Annotated in this window: 13 protein-coding genes and 2 tRNA genes; 14 read left to right on the top strand and 1 reads right to left on the bottom strand. The window is 62.5% G+C overall.

From position 1 onward, the window contains the following. The first annotated feature begins 5 nt into the window (after positions 1-5). The 9 genes from H7C86_RS25860 (at position 6) to H7C86_RS25820 (ending at position 12084) form a co-directional block, all read left to right on the top strand. On the top strand, positions 6-929 hold the full coding sequence (locus H7C86_RS25860; RefSeq protein ID WP_020967979.1) for an alpha/beta fold hydrolase: 924 nt from the start codon (positions 6-8) through the stop codon (positions 927-929). Positions 930-1126: 197 nt separating this feature from the next. Further along, positions 1127-3163 carry a DNA topoisomerase (ATP-hydrolyzing) subunit B gene (gyrB, locus tag H7C86_RS25855; protein WP_003942515.1) on the top strand — a complete coding sequence of 679 codons (2037 nt, stop codon included), beginning with the start codon at positions 1127-1129 and terminating at the stop codon, positions 3161-3163. Between the two features lie 86 nt (positions 3164-3249). Further along, a complete protein-coding gene (gene gyrA, locus H7C86_RS25850) occupies positions 3250-5781 on the top strand; it encodes a DNA gyrase subunit A (protein ID WP_019746215.1) in 2532 nt (843 codons plus the stop codon). Further along, positions 5781-7181, top strand: a complete 1401-nt coding sequence (locus tag H7C86_RS25845; RefSeq protein WP_182262480.1) for a DUF3566 domain-containing protein — start codon at positions 5781-5783, stop codon at positions 7179-7181. The genes gyrA and H7C86_RS25845 overlap by 1 nt, the downstream gene beginning before the upstream one ends. Positions 7182-7256: 75 nt before the next feature. Further along, positions 7257-7330 (top strand) — tRNA-Ile (locus H7C86_RS25840). A 176-nt stretch (positions 7331-7506) separates the two neighbouring features. Beyond that, a tRNA-Ala gene (locus H7C86_RS25835) sits at positions 7507-7579 on the top strand. A gap of 263 nt (positions 7580-7842) precedes the next feature. Then, on the top strand, positions 7843-8952 hold the full coding sequence (locus H7C86_RS25830) for a hypothetical protein (protein WP_182262479.1): 1110 nt from the start codon (positions 7843-7845) through the stop codon (positions 8950-8952). A gap of 62 nt (positions 8953-9014) precedes the next feature. Next, positions 9015-10679: an alpha/beta-hydrolase family protein gene (locus tag H7C86_RS25825; RefSeq protein WP_047890115.1), complete on the top strand. Its 1665-nt coding sequence runs from the start codon at positions 9015-9017 to the stop codon at positions 10677-10679. Between the two features lie 127 nt (positions 10680-10806). Next, on the top strand, positions 10807-12084 hold the full coding sequence (locus tag H7C86_RS25820) for a lipase family protein (protein ID WP_182262478.1): 1278 nt from the start codon (positions 10807-10809) through the stop codon (positions 12082-12084). Positions 12085-12141: 57 nt separating this feature from the next. Here the strand turns inward: H7C86_RS25820 and H7C86_RS25815 are convergent, their stop codons facing one another. After that, positions 12142-12594, bottom strand: coding sequence for a hypothetical protein (locus H7C86_RS25815; RefSeq protein WP_019746221.1), 453 nt, complete (start codon positions 12592-12594; stop codon positions 12142-12144). 66 nt (positions 12595-12660) lie between these two features. Between H7C86_RS25815 and H7C86_RS25810 the strand changes: the two genes are divergently transcribed. From H7C86_RS25810 to H7C86_RS25790, 5 genes are all read left to right on the top strand, one after another. After that, the gene (locus H7C86_RS25810) at positions 12661-13302 is read left to right on the top strand and encodes a TetR/AcrR family transcriptional regulator (RefSeq protein WP_020967984.1); all 642 of its coding nucleotides are present in this window, start codon (positions 12661-12663) and stop codon (positions 13300-13302) included. A 200-nt stretch (positions 13303-13502) separates the two neighbouring features. Beyond that, a complete protein-coding gene (locus H7C86_RS25805; protein ID WP_182262477.1) occupies positions 13503-14336 on the top strand; it encodes an ABC transporter substrate-binding protein in 834 nt (277 codons plus the stop codon). A 48-nt stretch (positions 14337-14384) separates the two neighbouring features. Beyond that, positions 14385-15041, top strand: coding sequence for a siderophore-interacting protein (locus H7C86_RS25800; RefSeq protein ID WP_220463472.1), 657 nt, complete (start codon positions 14385-14387; stop codon positions 15039-15041). Between the two features lie 189 nt (positions 15042-15230). Continuing rightward, positions 15231-15758, top strand: a complete 528-nt coding sequence (locus H7C86_RS25795; protein ID WP_007729190.1) for a peptidylprolyl isomerase — start codon at positions 15231-15233, stop codon at positions 15756-15758. A 17-nt stretch (positions 15759-15775) separates the two neighbouring features. Continuing rightward, the gene (locus H7C86_RS25790; RefSeq protein WP_143542654.1) at positions 15776-16720 is read left to right on the top strand and encodes a rhomboid family intramembrane serine protease; all 945 of its coding nucleotides are present in this window, start codon (positions 15776-15778) and stop codon (positions 16718-16720) included. The last annotated feature ends 6 nt before the right edge of the window (positions 16721-16726 follow it).

The raw sequence follows: 16726 nt of genomic DNA, 5'->3' as shown, positions 1-16726 counted from the left end.
CGACAATGTCGAAGCACTCTCCTGTCCATGCCGTGACCGCGCGTCGCGTAACCAACGGTTCCGTCAGCCTGGCAGTGTTCGAGCAGGGCAAGGCAGACGGCGAGACCATCGTCCTGGTGCATGGTTGGCCCGACACCCATGAATTGTGGAACCGCATCGTGCCTTTGCTGGCAGACGACTTCCGCGTCGTCAGCTACGACAGTCGCGGGGCCGGTGAGAGCACGATCCCCTCGAGGGTGCAGGACTACCAACTGAGCGCACTGGCCGGCGATCTTTTTGCCGTCATCGACGCGGTCAGCCCGGGCAAGCCGGTGCACGTCCTGGCACATGACTGGGGATCTGTGGAAACGTGGGAAGCGGTCTGCGAGCCGGGTGCCGAAGAGAAGATCGCGTCGTTCTCGTCCATCTCGGGCCCCAATCTCGATCATCTCGGCAAGTGGATCCGGGCGAGCGTGTCCAAGCGTCGTTTCCTCGGCCCGGCGGCGCAGGGAATTGCGTCGGCCTACACCGTTCTGTTCCAGATTCCCGGGTTGTGCACCCTCCCGTTGCGTCTGTGGTTCTCCAAGCATTGGCCGGCATTTCTGGGCTTCTTCGACGGTCTGGACCCCCGTGTGGTCAACACCGCGCCCACCATCGCCGACGACATGGTGAACGGACTCAAGCTTTATCGCGCGAACATCCGGCCGTCTCTCGGCAAGCCACGGGATCGGTACACGGACGTGCCTGTTCAGCTCATTTTGAACAAGTACGACAAAGCCGTTCGTCCGGTGGGATACGAAGACACCGAAAAATGGGTCTCCGACCTGCAGCGACGTGAAATTGCCGCGGGACACTGGTCGCCGTTTTCACATCCGAGCGAGGTTGCCGAACATGCGCGGGCATTTATCGCGAGCCTGAGAGAGCGTCGCTCGGAGAAGCAAAGTTCCTAGCGTTTCACCTTCAGGGGATCGTAAAAATTCGTCTGCGGCGCAGCCAGGGGTGTCATTGGCCGCTTCTAGTCGGTGCTTACCAGTAAGATGGTCAACGGTAACTAGCGGCAACATTCTCGAACCCGCTCCGACGACACCCGCAAGGGCTTGCTGACGGCTGCGCTCGAGTATTGACGGAGAAGGAGAGCTACCCACCCGTGGCTGCCCAGAAGTCAGATACAAGCACTTCCAGCAAGGACTACAACGCGTCGTCCATCACCGTCCTCGAAGGACTCGAGGCAGTACGTAAGCGTCCAGGCATGTACATCGGTTCCACCGGTGAACGCGGCCTGCACCACCTCATTTGGGAGGTCGTCGACAACTCGGTCGACGAGGCGATGGCCGGACACGCCACCAAGGTCGAGGTCACCCTCCTCGAAGACGGCGGAATCCGCGTCATCGACGACGGCCGTGGCATCCCGGTCGGCATGCACGCCTCCGGAGTACCCACCGTCGAGGTCGTGCTGACCCAGCTGCACGCCGGCGGCAAGTTCGACTCCGACTCCTACGCCGTCTCAGGTGGTCTGCACGGCGTCGGTATCTCGGTGGTCAACGCGCTCTCCACCCGGCTCGACGTCGACATCAAGGTCGACGGCTACCGGTGGCAGCAGACGTACACCGATTCCAAGCCGGGAGAGCTCGTACAGGGCGACCCGACGAAGGAGACCGGCACCACCGTCAGTTTCTGGGCTGATCCCGAGATCTTCGAGACCACCCGCTACAACTTCGAGACCGTTGCGCGTCGTCTGCAGGAAATGGCCTTCCTCAACAAGGGCCTGACCATCACGCTGACCGACGAGCGCGCCGAGGTCATCGACGACGAAGCCGCCGAGGTGGCCGAGGCTCCCAAGTCTGCTGCCGAAGAAGCCGAAGAAGCTGCTCAGGCAGCGCCGCGTAAGTCCAAGACCCGTATCTACCACTACCCCGGTGGACTCGAGGACTACGTCCGGCACATCAACAAGAGCAAGACCCCGATCCACAACTCGGTCGTGGGATTCACCGCCAAGGGCACCGGCCACGAGCTCGAGGTCGCAATGCAGTGGAACTCCGGCTACTCGGAGTCCGTGCACACCTTCGCCAACACGATCAACACCCACGAGGGTGGTACCCACGAAGAGGGCTTCCGCGCCGCACTGACCGCAACGGTCAACAAGTACGCGCTCGAAAAGAAGCTGCTCAAGGACAAGGATCCCAAGCTCACCGGTGACGACATCCGTGAAGGACTCGCGGCCATCATCTCGGTGAAGGTCGGTGAACCCCAGTTCGAGGGTCAGACCAAGACCAAGCTCGGCAACACCGAGGTCAAGTCCTTCGTACAGAAGGCGTGCAACGAGCACCTCGCGCACTGGTTCGAGGCGAACCCCGCCGACGCGAAAACCATTGTGAACAAGGCTGTTTCGTCGGCGCAGGCCCGCGTCGCCGCGCGTAAGGCGCGTGAGCTGGTCCGTCGTAAGAGTGCGACCGACCTCGGTGGCCTGCCAGGCAAGCTCGCCGATTGCCGCTCCAACGATCCGGAGAAGTCCGAGATCTACATCGTGGAGGGCGACTCCGCAGGCGGCTCGGCCAAGTCCGGCCGAGACTCGATGTACCAGGCGATCCTCCCGCTTCGCGGAAAGATCATCAACGTCGAGAAGGCGCGTATCGATCGCGTCCTCAAGAACACCGAAGTCCAGTCGATCATCACCGCGTTCGGCACGGGCATCCACGACGAGTTCGACATCGCCAAGCTGCGCTATCACAAGATCGTGCTCATGGCCGACGCCGACGTCGACGGTCAGCACATCGCAACGCTGCTGCTCACGCTGCTGTTCCGCTTCATGCGGCCGCTCGTCGAGCACGGCAAGGTCTACCTCGCGCAGCCGCCGCTGTACAAGCTCAAGTGGCAGAAGGGTGCGCAGCCGGAATTCGCGTACTCCGACCGCGAGCGCGACGCGATGGTCAAGGCAGGCCTCGAGTCCGGCAAGAAGATCAACAAGGACGACGGCATCCAGCGCTACAAAGGCCTCGGCGAGATGAACGCCAAGGAGCTGTGGGAAACCACGATGGACCCGACGGTGCGCGTTCTGCGTCTCGTCACGCTCGACGACGCGGCTGCTGCCGACGAGCTGTTCAGCGTGCTGATGGGCGAAGACGTCGAAGCACGACGCAGCTTCATCACCCGCAATGCCCGGGACGTTCGTTTCCTCGACGTGTAGGCCTGCGGCCCTGTGAGCGGTTGCGGAGTCCCCGGACTCCTTTTCCGCGCACAGGGGCTTGCCCCCTCTTTTAAGAAAGTGAGCTCATGACCGACACCACGTTGCCACCGGACGGTCCGCAACACGACCGGATCGAACCGGTCGACATCCAGCAGGAAATGCAGAACAGCTACATCGACTACGCCATGAGCGTCATCGTCGGTCGCGCTCTGCCGGATGTCCGCGACGGACTCAAGCCGGTGCACCGCCGCGTGCTCTACGCGATGTACGACAACGGATATCGCCCAGACCGCGGATACGTGAAGTCTGCCCGTCCGGTCGCCGAGACCATGGGTAACTACCACCCCCACGGCGACTCCTCGATCTACGACACGTTGGTCCGTATGGCCCAGCCGTGGTCACTGCGTTACCCGCTCGTCGACGGTCAGGGAAACTTCGGATCCCGCGGCAACGACGGCGCAGCCGCCATGCGTTACACCGAGTGCAGGCTCACGCCGCTCGCGATGGAAATGCTGCGCGAAATCGACCACGAGACAGTCGATTTCACCCCGAACTACGACGGTAAGACGCAGGAACCGACGGTTCTGCCCAGCCGTATCCCGAACCTTCTGATCAACGGTTCCAACGGCATCGCCGTCGGTATGGCCACCAACATTCCGCCGCACAACCTGCGTGAAGTTGCCGAGGCCATCTACTGGGCGCTCGAGAACTTCGAGGCGGACGAGGAAGCCACCCTCGCGGCCGTCATGGAGCGCATCAAGGGACCCGACTTCCCGACGCACGGGCTCATCGTCGGTGGACAGGGCATCCAGGATGCCTACACCACCGGCCGTGGCTCCGTCCGTATGCGCGGCGTCGTCGAGATCGAGGAAGATGCCAAGGGCCGCACCACGATCGTCATCACCGAGCTGCCCTACCAGGTCAACCCGGACAACCTGATCACCTCCATCGCGGAGCAGGTTCGTGACGCGAAGATCGGTGGCATCTCCGACATCCACGACGAGTCCTCGGACCGCGTCGGCATGCGCATCGTCGTCACCGTCAAGCGTGACGCCGTTGCCAAGGTCGTGCTGAACAACCTCTACAAGCACACCCAGCTGCAGACCAGCTTCGGCTGCAACATGCTCTCCATCGTCGACGGAGTGCCGCGCACGCTGCGCCTCGACCAGATGATCCGTCTGTACACGACGCATCAGCTCGAGGTCATCGTTCGTCGTACCAGGTACCTGCTTCGCAAGGCACAGGAGCGCGCCCACATCCTGCGCGGTCTGGTCAAGGCCCTCGACGCTCTGGACGAGGTCATCGCCTTGATCCGTGCGTCGCAGACCGTCGACATCGCTCGCGCCGGATTGATGGAACTCCTCGACGTCGACGAGATCCAGGCCGACGCCATCCTCGGCATGCAGCTGCGTCGTCTGGCCGCCCTCGAGCGTCAGAAGATCGTCGACGAGTTGGCCGAGATCGAACTCGAAATCGCGGACCTCGAAGACATTCTGGCTCGCCCGGAGCGTCAGCGCGCGATCGTTCGTGACGAGCTCAAGGAAATCGTCGACAAGTACGGCGACGACCGTCGTACCCGCATCATCGCCGCCGACGGAGACGTCAACGACGAGGATCTGATCGCCCGTGAAGACGTCGTCGTCACGATCACCGAGACCGGTTACGCCAAGCGCACCAAGACCGATCTCTACCGATCGCAGAAGCGCGGCGGCAAGGGTGTTCAGGGTGCCGGCCTCAAGCAGGACGACATCGTCTCGCACTTCTTCGTCACCTCGACGCACGACTGGCTGCTGTTCTTCACCACGAAGGGCCGCGTCTACCGCGCGAAGGCTTACGAGCTGCCCGAGGCGAGCCGTACCGCTCGCGGTCAGCACGTTGCCAACCTCCTGGCCTTCCAGCCGGACGAGCGCATCCAGTCCGTCATCCAGATCAAGACGTACGAAGACGCGCCATACCTGGTGCTCGCCACACGCAACGGTCTGGTCAAGAAGTCCAAGCTCACCGACTTCGACTCCAACCGCAGCGGTGGCATCGTCGCCATCAACCTGCGCGGTGAAGACGAACTGGTCGGCGCTGTTCTCTGCTCTGCCGACGACGACCTGCTTCTCGTCTCGGCACAGGGCCAGTCGATCCGTTTCTCGGCCACCGACGAGGCACTGCGTCCGATGGGCCGCGCCACTTCCGGTGTCCAGGGCATGCGTTTCAACGGTGACGACGAGCTGCTCTCGCTCAACGTCGTTCGTGAAGGAACGTTCCTCCTGGTCGCCACCTCGGGCGGTTACTCCAAGCGAACCGGCATGGAGGATTACCCGGTGCAGGGTCGCGGCGGCAAGGGCGTGCTCACGATTCAGTACGACAAGAAACGTGGCACTCTGGTCGGTGCGCTCATCGTCGACGACGACGACGAGCTGTACGCGATCACCTCGGGCGGCGGCGTCATCAGGACGGCTGCCAAGCAGGTTCGTAAGGCGGGACGCCAGACCAAGGGCGTGCGTCTGATGAACCTCGGCGAAGGCGACACATTGCTCGCGATTGCGCGCAACGCCGACGAGCCCGAAGAGCTCGCTGCAGAGACCACCGACAACGCAGACAATGCCGATGGAGCTAAGGAGTCCTAGTGAGCACTCCCAACCAGCCGGGCAGTGACCAGAAGAGTGAAAGCACTTCAGGTTCGACGCCACCGAAGCCGGAGCAGGCAACTGCTCCGGCGGGGCCGCAGACCTCGAAACCTGCAGCTCCAGCGGACGGCGGACCCAAAGCTTCCGAGGCAGCTCCGGCGCCCAAGGCACCGGAGCCGCCTCGCGGCCCGTCGGATTCGGCCCAGAAACCGGCGGCTGCGGCTCCCGACGCCGCGGGTGCGGCCAAGGGTCAGGCTCCTTCCGCTCCTTCTGTGGCTCCGGCTGCGCCGGTAACCCCGGCGAAGGGTGATGGTCAGGCTCCGCCGCAACCGGTCGCCAATCAGGCTCGTGGCAGCCAGGCACCGCCGTGGCAGCGGGGACCCCAGCCGTCAGGCCAGCCTCAGGGTCAGCCATCTCAGAACCCCGCTGCTCAGAATCCGGCGTCCAAGGCCCCGGCGTCGAAGGCTCAGCCACCGCAGAATCAGGCTCCGCAAAGTCAGCCGCAGACCAACATCACGCGCCCGGCCGGCGCTGGTGCTCCTGCAGGTCGACCGGCAGCTCCTGCTGGGGGTAAGCCGCCTGCGGGTCCGCAGCGTCCTGCAGCGGCAGGCCCGGCACAGGGTGGTCCGGCACAGGGTGGTCCGGCCAAAAACCCAGCGCAGGGTGGTGCGCCGAAGGGACAGCCGCAGGCGGGTCGCCCTGCTGCCGGTGCACAGACAGGTCGTCCTGCCGGCAACCCGTCGGCGCGTCCTGTCGTGACAGGAACGGCAGCTGCCGCAGCTACTGGTGGCGTCGCCGGCGCAGCGGCAGCCAAGGCTGTTGCACCCTCGGGCGCAAATCCCAAGGCTGCAAATGCCACGGCCGCCAATCCCACCGTCGCTAATCCGAAAGCAAAAGCCGCCGCGATCGACGGGCCGACTCGGCACATCGATCGCAAGGATCTGCCGAAGGACATGCCTGACCTCTCCGAGGCCAAGCATCCGTTGCCTGCTGCGGTGAAGGGTGAGAAAACTCACGCCGTATCGGCTTCGGTCGTGGACGGTGCGCCACTGCGCGCAACGGTCCAGATCCGTCGTATCGACCCGTGGTCCACGCTCAAGATCACGTCCGTGATCTCGGTGTCGCTGTTCTTCGTGTGGATGGTGGCCGTCGGACTGCTCTACGTCGTTCTCGACGGCATGGGTGTCTGGGATCGCCTGAACAACGCGTTCACCGACATCGTTGCCGACGGCGGCTCCGACGGTCTGGTGACGGCCGGCCAGGTGTTCGGCTACGCCGCGCTGATCGGTATCGCGAACATGGTGCTTTTCACGGCACTCGTCACGATCGGATCGTTCATCTACAACCTCTGCAGCGACCTGGTTGGCGGCGTCGAGGTAACTCTCGCCGACCGCGACTGACCTGCGAAAACATTGCTCCGCCGGGCCCGTTTTGGTGTCAGCGGCCCGGTGGGGTAATCTTTGGAATCGGTTCAGGGGCCTATAGCTCAGGTGGTTAGAGCGCTTTACTGATAATGAAGAGGTCGGAGGTTCAAGTCCTCCTAGGCCCACTCCCATGTGCCGAAGAAGGGTTGCTGGAATGAAGGTTTTCCTGCTTGTCGGGGCCGGAATTCTGGTAGCTCTCGGGGTCACCAAGCTGATCAAAAGTCAGCGCGGAGACAAGGTTTGGCACGATTTGGAAACAGGATAGAACCTAGGTACTCTGACTCCGGTCAGAAAACCGAACGGGGCCTTAGCTCAGTTGGTAGAGCGCTGCCTTTGCAAGGCAGATGTCAGGAGTTCGAATCTCCTAGGCTCCACAGTAAGAAAACACCCTCCCGGGATCCGGGAGGGTGTTTTTGTATGCCGATGTGCCGATGTGCCGGTGCCCGACTCGTGGCCCTCCCCTTTTGAGCGAACGGTACTTTCGGCGCACTGAAGGCGATGAACATGCCGTTCGCTCGGAGTGGGGTGGCCAGAACAGCGCCCACTATGGACCGTTCGTCCCGAATTCTCCGGAAAGTCTAGTGGTCATAACCAGCCGGGCGTAGCGTGAGGAGAACCCAATTTCAGGAGGTTCGTAGTGCTTCACAACGACATTCCCAGCCACGGTGAAATTGCCGCACTCGCGGAGGTGGAAGGGCCCACCTGCATCACCATCGTGACTCCGACTGAAGATGCGCCGCAGGATCATGACAAAGCGCGCATCGCCTTCAAGGACCAGGTCCGCTCGGCACTCGCATCGGTGGAGGATCCGGCCGAGCGCAAGCTGTTCGAGGCCGAATACGCAGAGCTCGACAACGACGACGATTTCTGGCGTTTCCAGTCGCGCTCATTGGTCACGTACGCGACGCCGGAGCGTCTGGTGACCTTCCGCCTCCCCAACCGTCTGCAGGCGCTCGAAACGGTCAGCGATCGGTTTCATCTCAAGCCACTGCTCCGTTCGGTGACCTTCCCCCAGACGGCGTTTGTTCTCGCTCTCGCCGAAGGTTCGGTGCGATTGATCGAGATCGCCGCCGATCAACCGGCCGACGAGGTTCGTGTTCAGGGAATGCCGAAGAACGCTGCCGATCACGCGGGTAAGTCCTCGATCAACAGCCGAACGGAAGCCGGTCGGCTCTCGGGTTCGGACAGCCGAAAGTTGCGCGTCAATCAGTACGCCCGCGCAGTCGATCACGAGGTCCGTGGTGTCCTCGCCGGCCGCGACGTCCCCTTGATCCTGGCTGCCGCGGAACCCATCGCGTCGGTGTATCGCTCCGTGAATTCGTACCGCCACCTGGTCGACAAAACCGTCGAGGGAAACCCGGAAGCCTTGTCGACGCAGGAGGTGGCGGACGGTTCGCGTCCGGCGCTCGACGATTTCCACGCCGAGCAGTTGGCGGCGGTGCGGGACACCTTCAATGTGCGCACGGAACAAGGTCGCACTCAAACCGACGTCGCCGACGTGGCAACGGCCGCGACGTACGGACAGGTCGACACCGTTTTCATCGACATCGATTCCGTTGTACCCGGAAGTCTCGATCCCCAGACGGGCGCTCTCACGACCGGTGAGTCGACCAACGGAAGTACATACGGGGTCGTCGACGAGATCGCTCGTCGTGCGCTCCTGACGGGTGCTCGGGTCCTCGCTGTTCGCGCCGAGGACATTCCGGGCGGCGGCGCAGTTGCCGCGATTTTGCGCTTCGCCCCGTAAACAGACTGGACGCGTGTGCGCTTCGTGACCTGATTCGGGCACGGGGCGCATACGATTCCGGCATGAAACGTGTGTGGGAACGGCTGCGCCTCTACTGCAAGACGCTGCACCCGGTCGGGCTTGCCTTTGCTCTGGTCTTCTTCACCTGGTCGATGAGTCCTTCCCTGTTGCCGCGCGCGTGGTACTTGCAGGGCGTTGCGACGGGCATCTCGCTCGCGATGGGATACGGCGTCGGCGTGACGGTTGCCTGGATGATCCGCAAGTGCGGCGTCGAACCGCAGTGGTCGGATCGCACCAAGAAGATCGGCTGGCGAGTCTTGTTGGCCGCGGCCGTCATTCTGGTTCCGACGTTCTTGGTCCTCGGTTCGTGGTGGCAGCAGATCGTTCGCGATCTTGTCGAAGCTCCTCGCACCAATCAGGCGAATTACCTTCTGGTGCTGCTGATTTCGCTCGGAATCTGGTTCATCCTGCTCGAGGCAGGCCGTGGTCTTCGTTTCACCACCAACAAGCTCACCGCCGTCGCACTTCGGTTCGTTCCCCTCGAAGCGGCGAAGGTCGGCAGCTTGATCGTCATCTTCGCCATCGGCATCTTCATCGTGAACGGTGCGCTGTACAACGGGTTGATTGCCTTCGCGAACTGGAGTTTCTCCGGTGCGGATCATGAAACACCGGACGGCATCGAACAACCCTTGATCGCTGAGCGCAGTGGTTCACCGATGTCCGCCGAAGCCTGGGATTCGCTCGGCCAGGAGGGGCGCACCTTCATGGGCAGCGGTCCCACCGCGGCCGAGATCACCGCATTGACCGGACGTGAAGCGAAGCAACCGATCCGGGTGTACGCCGGACGTGAATCCTCGGACTCGATCAACGGTGTCGCACAGCGGGTCGTCGACGAGTTGGAGCGCACCGGCGGATTCGACCGCGGAACCCTCGCGGTTGTCACGACCACCGGCCGCGGTTGGGTGAACGAGGACGTCGCGTCGGCGTTCGAGTACGTCGAGGGCGGGGACACGGCGATCGCGTCGATGCAGTACTCGTTCCTTCCGAGTCCGTTGGCCTTCATCGCCGACCGTGAGACGCCGATGATTGCCGGTCGCGCACTGTTCAACGCGGTGTACGCCAAGTGGATCGACCTGCCCGTGGAGACGCGACCCGAGCTGGTTGTCTTCGGTGAGAGCCTCGGCTCCTACGGTGGCCAGGCCGCATTTGCCGGCGCTCAGGACATGATGACGCGCGTCGACGGCGCACTGTGGGTCGGAACGCCCAACTTCACTGCTCAGTGGCAGGAAATCACGGACAGCCGCGACTCGGGCTCACCGGAGATCCTGCCGGTGATCGACGGGGGCCAGGCAATTCGGTTTGCCGGCGATCCGGAAGATCTGGAGCTGAAGTCCGACTGGGACGACGATCGCATCGTGTACTGGCAGCACGCCAGCGACCCGATCACATGGTGGTCCTTCGACCTGCTGCTCAACAAGCCGGATTGGCTCAAGGAACCGCTGGGTCGCGACGTGGATCCGGGAATGACGTGGGTACCTCTCGTGACCTTCTGGCAGGTAACCCTCGACATGGTCTTCTCGGCTGACGTCCCGTCCGGGCACGGTCACAATTACGGCGAGGATGCAGCGGACATGTGGGCCAAGATCCTGCACCCCGAGGCCTGGACCTCGGCTGATACCGACAAGCTTCGTTCGCTGCTGACCTCCAATCTGGAGCCCACGAAGTAGTCGTAAACGGTTGTAAGTCAGCCTGTTAAGGCGAAAACCTCACGAAAAAGTGTTACGTGAGGTATGTGTTACTCTGCGTTCGCTGTGTGCCAAGCCACAGCGCAAGCGAGCGTGGGGAGATCGAAACGTGAAGAGCAGAGCATGGTGGGCGGCCGGGGTTTCCGTCGCGGCACTGGTCATGGGTGCTGTGACGGCCCCTGCCGCAATGGCGGACCCGGCGGATTTCTACACACCGCCGTCGGAGCTTCCGGCAGGTGCCAACGGAGATCTCATCAAGAGTGAGCCGTCACCACTGCTGCTGAGCGTGCCCGGATCGAATGGTGCGTGGCCGGCAACCGCCACCAAGATCATGTACCGAAGCGAGGACGCCAAGGGTGCTCCCGTTGCCGTGACGGGGACCTACCTCGAACCGTCGAACCCGTGGACCGGGCAGGGGGCGCGTCCACTGGTTGCCGCAGCGGTAGGAACGCATGGGCAGGGCGATCAATGCGCTCCGTCCAAACTGTTCAACACCGGTATCGAGTACCAGTTCCCGACGGACGTCATGGTCGGCTACGAGTCCATCTGGGTGAACACGTTGCTGCTCAACGGCATCGCCGTCGTAGTCACCGATTACGAAGGCCTCGGAACTCCTGGCGATCACACCTACGTCAACCGCGAAGCCGAAGCGCACGCGGTTCTGGACTCGGTGCGTGCCGCTCAGCAGCTCCCGAACACGGGCATTCTCGCCGACGGCCCCGTCGGACTGTGGGGTTACTCGCAAGGTGGTGGAGCTGCCGCTGCCGCAACGGAATTGAAGCCGTCGTATGCTCCCGAGCTTGATCTCAAGGGCACGTACGCAGGTGCACCGCCCGCCGATCTGGCGGCGACGCTGCAGCAGGTCGACGGCACGTTCCTCACCGGAGTGATCGGCTACGCGCTCAACGGGATCCTTGCGCAGTACCCCGAGGTTCAGCCGCTGCTCGACGCCGAGATCAACGATCGCGGCCGACAGATGTTGGCCGCCACCAAGAACCAGTGCGTCGCCGAAAGTGGATTGCAGTTCGGCTTCCAGCAGTCGTCGAGCTTCACCAATTCCGGTGAATCACTCTCCGCAGTTCTGGCGCGTCTACCCATGGCGCAGGCGATCCTCGACGAGCAGAAGATCGGCAAGCTGACGCCGGAGTCGCCCGTGCTCATTCAGCATGGCCGCTCCGATGACATCGTTCCGTTCGGTCAGGGACAGCAACTGGCGCGAGACTGGTGCGGCAAGGGCGCGGCGGTGCAGTTCTCCGTCAACGAACTGCCCCCGATCATTCCGGGCATGGCAATCAATCATGCAACGCCGTACCTGGTGGGTACCCCGGAATCCGTCGGGTACATGATCGATCGCTTCAACAACGTCCCAGCGCCGTCCAACTGCTGAACGTGAACATCGAAAAGCCCCGGAACACAATTTGTTCCGGGGCTTTTCGTGTGTCGACTAAGCGGTCTTCTCGGCCGAGTTCTCTTCGAGCCGAGGGGGTGCGGAAGCGACCGGCGGATGCTCGCGTCGGCGGCTCTTGAAGAACACCGCGCCACCGATCACCGCGACACCGGCGATGACGAACACGGCGACGCGCTTGCGGCCGCGAGGCTTCTCGGTGCGTTCCGCGGACTTCGTGGGGATAGCCTTTGCGCGCTCTACGCCCTTCTTGGCGAGGACCTTGCCCTGACGACCCAGGAACAACCCGACCTGCCCGGCGCCGCGAGCGACCGATGTGGCGACCACCGCGGCGATACGGCGAGCGTTGTCGGCTGCCTCGGACTCCTTGATACGAGCCGCTGTCTCTTCGAGGTAGGCGGCAGTCTCGTCGAAGGTGTCCTCGACGCGGGCGCGCGCGTGATCGAAGGTGTCGGGCAACTGCGTGCTGAGGGACTCGGTCACTCGTGTCATGACTTCACTTTGCCACAAGGGCTGTACCGGGGTAGGTCGGTCGCAGATCGGACTTACGATGGATGAATGTCGACCTCCCCTGCACGGTCCCGTCGAAGCCCAGGCCGACCTGCGATTACGTCGACAGAGGAGATTCTCGATGCAGCGGAACGGGTGGGTTTGGACCGCCTGACGCGGGCGGAGGTCGCACAGGTCCTGGGCGTTTCCGCTGCGACGATTCGCCATCACGTCGACTCGACCGATCGTCTCTACTCGTTGGCGTGTGCGAGAGCTTTCGGACGTCTGCAATTGGATTCGGATTCGAAGTCCTGGCAGGACTACCTTCGGACGCTAGGTCAGCGGTTCGCTGAACTCGTGACTGCCACGCCTGGGCTCGAGGACTACGTGCTTCGAGGGCCTTACGAAGAGGGCACTCTGGCGCAGTTCGAGCGAATCATGAATGAGGTACTTCTACGGAAGCCTGAATTTGACCGTGCAACAGCACATTTGCTCGGCTCTCGGACACTGATCATGTCGGCGGCACTGCATACACCGGCGCGCAATCGTTACCCGGATTCGCAGTATCCGAAGCCTGAGACTCTCTCGGCTGTTGTTTCCTGGACGCTCGACGCCTTCCTTGTCGGTGCCGAAAAGATGATCGATTCCGGCCTCGTTCCTACGGTCGTTCCAACTCCTGACGCTTCTTGGACTCACATTTCGGATCACTGATGCCCTTCCGGGATAGGAAGGTAAGGCAACCCACATTAATTATTGCTACTGTGGCAATTATGAATAGACACAGGTGGAGGCCAAGATTCCTCGGCGCGGCCGGGGCCGCGTTAGTGCTCGCGCTCGCTGGATGTTCGTCACCGAACACGAACCCGGACGCTGACGGAAGTCCCGCAGCGAGCGGAAGCTATCCGGTGACCGTGAGCACGGAATCCGGAGACGTGATCATCGAGTCGGCACCTGAACGGATCGTGACCTTGGGGAACCCGGCGTTCGAGAACGTCGTGGCGCTGGGATCGCACCCCGTGGCCGCGAGCGTGACCAACATCGACAAGCTTCCCTATCTGGCGGACTACGTGGGAAACGAAGCGCTCGACGAGTCCTTGGCTGACATCTATGCAGGGCAAGTGAATTTCGAGCGGATGCTTGCGGTCGAACCGGATCTCATCATCGCGCCTGCCTGGCCGGTTTTCACCGAGCCCGCCACGTTGGAGCGGCTCCGAACGATCGCTCCCACTTTGATATTCGACATGCAGGACGCAGACAACGATTGGAGAGTCGGCGTTCAGCAGGTCGCGGATGCGATGGGCAAATCCGAGCAGGGTGGCGAGTTGATCACCTCGGCAGTCGACGAATTTACGGGTGTGGCTGAGTCGAACCCAGGACTTGCGAAGCGGCCGTACTCATTCGGGCTCTACTACAAGGAGCAGATTTCGTTGGGATCAGGCGGAAACATACTGCGCCTCTTCGGAATGAAGCCGGCGGAGGACCAAGCCGCGGTGGAATCGACGGGAACTCCGGTGACGTATTCGGGTGAGACCGCGGGTGACGTCGACGGTGAAGCGGTACTTCTGATGCCGTCACCACGGGATTCCATCGCGAACCTCGAACAATCGCCTTTCTGGGAGTCGAATCTGAAATCCCGCGTCGTATGGCTCAGTGATGCGCAGGGTGAGGCGATCAACAATGCGGGTGTACTTGGAAAGACGTGGCTGCCGGGAAACCTGGGTACCGCGTTGGGACAGTTGGGTTAGTCGAGCGTGGACAGGGCGAGAGAATCCCGGTTACCTGCGGGCATGGTCATGACCGTTGCCTCGATTGCCGAGGTTGAACAGCGAACGGACGACACCGTTCGAGTTGTGTTGCAGTCGAGCGAGTTCGGAAACCTGAGCGTTCGTGGGGCGGCGCCGGTGTTCAAGTTGTTCGTGCCTCGGGAGCCGGCGGACGAGATGATGCTCCCCACCTTGGGGTCGGACAAACTCGCGGTTCCCAGTTGGGAGGCCGACCCCCGGCGTCCGATCGGGCGTTCCTACACAGCAATCGATTTCAATCCTGGCGATCGTAGGATCACGTTCGATGTCATAGATCTCGGGAAGCCGGATTGGTGGCTCAACCGGACGGGCGTAGGCAGTCGCGTTGGGGTGATCGGATTCAAACACGAACTCGTCCTTGTTCCGGGCGTCACTGACGTCGTTGCAGTCGGCGACAGATCTGCGCGCCCTGCTGTCGGATCCTTGACGAAACTCGCCGAACAAGTCCGAATACACAGTTTCACGGGTCCGTCAGGCGAGCACGGATTCCCTGATATCGAGTGGGTGGACATAGTCGATCGGACCAAGGCGCAGACAGAATCGACAATGTTGTGGATCGGCGGAGAGAAAAGCTGTGTCGCCCGCTTGCGCAACCAAGCGATCGAAAACGGCCTACCGTCGTCCCGGATTGTCGCATTGCCGTACTGATCGGCGGGGCGAACGCGCGACGAGTTCGATCATGCTCTGTACCGGCTGTACCAACGCGCAGCTGCGGACGGAATCGACATTTCCGATCCGGTCGTTGCCGCCGACATCGAACTGCAGTGACGCATGCCCCGTCGCACGGAATTGGCAGGCTCACATCCGCGAGAACGCCGGCAATGGCACGATGGTGGTGTGACTTCAACTCATCAGACCGCAACCGCAACGCTGCACACGAACCGCGGCGACATCAAGATCGCTCTGTTCGGCAACCATGCGCCGAAGACCGTCGAGAACTTCGTCGGCCTCGCCGACGGCTCGAAGGAGTACACCACCGCAAACGCCGCCGGCACCAAGACCGGCCCGTTCTACGACGGTGCCATCTTCCACCGCGTCATCGACGGCTTCATGATCCAGGGTGGCGACCCCACCGGAACCGGCACCGGCGGCCCGGGCTACAAGTTCGGTGACGAGTTCCACCCGGAACTGCAGTTCGACCGCTCCTACCTGCTGGCCATGGCCAACGCAGGCCCGGGAACCAACGGCTCGCAGTTCTTCATCACCACCGGCCCGACGCCGCACCTGAACCGTCGCCACACCATCTTCGGTGAGGTTCTCGACGACGATTCCAAGAAGGTTGTCGACGCTATCTCCTCCACCGCCGTCGATCGTGGCGATCGTCCGGTCGAGCCCGTCGTGATCAACAGCATCACCATCTCCTGAACAGGTAAAACAAGCAGATGACGAACCCCGGTTGGGGCGGCGGTGCGAGTGAGGGCATCCCGCCCCAACCGCGGTGCGTCCGCCATCCAGATCGACCTACCGCACTTTCCTGCAATCGTTGTGGACGTCCGGCGTGCCCGGACTGCCTCCGCGAGGCGGCGGTGGGATACCAATGTGTTGACTGTGTAGCTGCCGGCCAACGCGATGTCCGCCCCGTTCGGGGCGTCGCCGGAAACACCGTGAGCCCCACCCGCGCGGTCCCGATCGTGACGTACACCTTGATGGGGCTCAACGTCCTGGCGTTCCTCGCCACCTTCGCGCAGTCGCGAAGCATCATGAACAATCAGGTCGGCTCGTCGATCTTCGCGAACTGGGCACTCAATCCGGGTCTGGTCGCCAGCGGTGACTGGTTCCGGCTCATCGGCTCCGGGTTCTTGCACTTCGGCATCTTGCACCTCGCGGTCAACATGTACGCCCTCTACATCCTGGGGCGCGACACCGAAATCGTGATGGGCCGCTCCCGGTACATCGGCATCTACCTGGTTTCGCTCCTCGGCGGTTCCGCCTCGGTGATGGCGTTCCAGCCGGTGTTCTCCTCGCTCACGGCCCTGTCCTGGACCGCTGGAGCGTCTGGTGCAATCTTCGGCATCATGGGCGCACAGGCCGTCCTTCTACTGCGTTTGCGTCGAAGCCCGGTCCCGATCATCTCGGTGATCGCGATCAATGTGATCATCAGCATTTCGCTGCCCGGGATTTCGTTCTGGGGTCACGCGGGAGGTCTGGTGGCAGGTGCCGCAACGGCCGCTGCCTTCCTGTACGCCCCACAGTGGTTGGGCGCCGGTGAGAACCGCGTGAAAGCAGTGCGGATCGGCTGGATCGCTTTTGGTGCCGTCACTGTGGTGACAATCGGAGTCATCGTGCTCCGCGTCGTCCAACTGCGCGAACAGCTGGGAATCAGTTAGCAAGAA

The organism is Rhodococcus sp. UFZ-B548 (assembly GCF_903819475.1).
Classification (GTDB): domain Bacteria; phylum Actinomycetota; class Actinomycetes; order Mycobacteriales; family Mycobacteriaceae; genus Rhodococcus_F; species Rhodococcus_F erythropolis.
This window is presented reverse-complemented; position numbering and strand designations above follow the sequence as displayed.

Bases quoted from the DNA above. Each gene is read 5' to 3' on its own strand.
- H7C86_RS25860 (WP_020967979.1), top strand. From the start codon at position 6: ATGTCGAAGCACTCTCCTGTCCATGCCGTGACCGCGCGTCGCGTAACC.
- gyrA (WP_019746215.1), top strand. From the start codon at position 3,250: ATGACCGACACCACGTTGCCACCGGACGGTCCGCAACACGACCGGATC.
- H7C86_RS25825 (WP_047890115.1), top strand. From the start codon at position 9,015: ATGAAACGTGTGTGGGAACGGCTGCGCCTCTACTGCAAGACGCTGCAC.
- H7C86_RS25815 (WP_019746221.1), bottom strand. From the start codon at position 12,594: ATGACACGAGTGACCGAGTCCCTCAGCACGCAGTTGCCCGACACCTTC.
- H7C86_RS25810 (WP_020967984.1), top strand. From the start codon at position 12,661: ATGTCGACCTCCCCTGCACGGTCCCGTCGAAGCCCAGGCCGACCTGCG.
- H7C86_RS25800 (WP_220463472.1), top strand. From the start codon at position 14,385: ATGACCGTTGCCTCGATTGCCGAGGTTGAACAGCGAACGGACGACACC.
- H7C86_RS25790 (WP_143542654.1), top strand. From the start codon at position 15,776: ATGACGAACCCCGGTTGGGGCGGCGGTGCGAGTGAGGGCATCCCGCCC.